General features: G+C 45.9%; 3 protein-coding genes. 2 read left to right on the top strand and 1 reads right to left on the bottom strand.

Annotated features, from left to right (window positions below; all coding sequences use genetic code 11):
• Together WEIDD23_RS11210 and WEIDD23_RS11205 are read left to right on the top strand one after the other, a co-directional pair.
• A partial coding sequence (locus WEIDD23_RS11210; RefSeq protein ID WP_242865519.1) for an ADP-ribosyltransferase occupies positions 1–690 on the top strand: 690 nt, incomplete at its 5' end.
• 53 nt (positions 691–743) lie between these two features.
• Positions 744–1,385, top strand: a complete 642-nt coding sequence (locus tag WEIDD23_RS11205) for a YdcF family protein (protein WP_010369662.1) — start codon at positions 744–746, stop codon at positions 1,383–1,385.
• Positions 1,386–1,453: 68 nt separating this feature from the next.
• Here the strand turns inward: WEIDD23_RS11205 and pnuC are convergent.
• A partial coding sequence (gene pnuC / locus WEIDD23_RS11200; RefSeq protein ID WP_062359051.1) for a nicotinamide riboside transporter PnuC occupies positions 1,454–2,098 on the bottom strand: 645 nt, incomplete at its 5' end.

Here is a 2,098-nt window from a genome sequence, read left to right as displayed (position 1 = left end):
GAAACATTAAAGCTGTCGGGCCCATATACCGATTTGGGCGGTTACACAGTGACGTCAACCGACTTGCCTAAGATTGATACAGAGAAGTACGTCTACGTGTTGAATGATGAGGGGTTGTCACAAGATGGACTGACATTGAATCATCAGGATCCAGCAACCAAAATGTCGAAGGACGAACCCAAGTTTAGTCAGTACAGCCAAACCTGGGCCAAGCATTTGTCAAAGAAGCAGGTCGCTGCCATTAACGAATACAGCAAAAATTATGGTGATATGAATAACTGGTTACGCGGTATGGATAAGCATGCCTCAAAAGCAACCAAGGCCGAAATTAAGTCAATTGACACGGCGTTCAAGCGATTTAAGAATCCCAAGGCAACCACGGTTTGGCGTGGCTTGTCGACGGATGGCTTTAAGGCCGGGTTGACTGGCAAGTTACGGGTTGGGGCAACTTACCGTGATAAAGGTTATATGAGTGCCACATTTGACCAAGAAATTGCTAAGAAGTACGGTACGGGCATCGTCCTTGAAATCACGTTGCCAAAGGGCAAGTCAACAGGTGCCTATATCGGTAACTTGTCAGATTGGAAGATTGAGAAAGAATATTTGATCAAGCACGGCAGTCAGTTTAAGGTCACTGGGATTGCTGATTTAGGCGATAACAAGTTAGTTAGTCTGAAGTATGTGAAGTAGTATAATGAACGCGCAGACAGAAACTTTATAAAGCTACGGACGGAGGGTGCGCAATGAACGAAAAAATATTAACAGCTGCCAAAGTGTTATATGACTTTCATCATCAAGAACGACCTACCAATCACGCAGATTTTATCCTGACGATGGGATCGCACGACCTACGTCCGGCTGAACATGCTGCCAAGCTATTTCTGCAAGGTAAAGCTGACTTCATTGTGGCGGCTGGTGGCTTTGGTAAAATTACTCGTGATCTCTGGCGAATTCCGGAAGCTGAAAAATATGCAGAGATCATGCGGGCAGCTGGTGTACCGGCTGATAAAATTTTCATTGAAAATGAGTCGACCAATTCTGGTCAAAACTTTCAATTTACGAAGCGCTTGTTGGCATCGAAGCAGATTACCGTCCGAAGTGGCCTGATTGTCAGTAAGACGTATCTCGGTCGCCGGGCGATGGCGACAGCGCAACGACAATGGCCTGAAGTTGATTGGTATATTGATTCACCAGCCATGCCATTTGAACAATATCCAACCAATGATGTACCGCTTGAACGGATGATTGCGCTAATGGTGGGCGATACGCAACGTTTGTTGACGTACCCGGACCAGGGTTTCCAGGTTCCAGTAACTATGCCAGATCAAGTTCTAAGGGCGTATGAATACCTAATTGCGCAGGGTTATACGACCTATTTGCAGTGAATTTAATCATTTTAAAAGGGTGTAACCAGTCGACTTGCCAGCGACGGTTACACCCTTTGTATTAGTTATTATGCAGTTTGTGGCCGGAACCATAAGTAAGCACCATAGAGCCCATTAATCAAAGTGCTAATTTGCAGCACCAACATCGATAGAGCCGCAGCGCCGCCATGACGGAGTTGTACAGCCCAAATGATGACATTAATGACGTCCAGAATGAGCCAAGCAACCCACTGTGACCGGTACCCGTAGGTCATTAAAATCTGGCCAATAACACCCAGCACCAGCAATGAGGCATCCAAATAGATTTGATTACCGTGTAGTGCATGGGATAGCGCGACGTTTGCACCATATAATAGCAGTGAAAAGCCAATGGCCCAAATGACCATCGTGTTGGTGAGCCGTCTTGGTACAACGGCATCATTTTGCGAGGCAGCAATTGACTGGTGCCAAACGGCAATACCAACGAACTGTGCGATAAAATAGAACAGTTGTGATGATATGTCGCCAATTAACCGATTATGAAAGGCAATTACCAGCCAAGTACTGGTTGAGATTAAGCCCCAACCGTAATTCGTTAACCGCCCACGATCAACCAGAATTAAGTTGAATGCCGTGGCAAACGAGGTTAATAAGCCAATCCACCCAATTGTTGAGTAATCGCGCTGGAAAGCAAAGGCGATAACCGAGGCGGTCAACATACTGCCAAGTAACAG

It is taken from the genome of Weissella sp. DD23 (genome assembly GCF_001579105.1).
In the GTDB taxonomy this organism is placed as follows: Bacteria; Bacillota; Bacilli; order Lactobacillales; family Lactobacillaceae; genus Weissella; species Weissella cibaria.
This window is presented reverse-complemented; position numbering and strand designations above follow the sequence as displayed.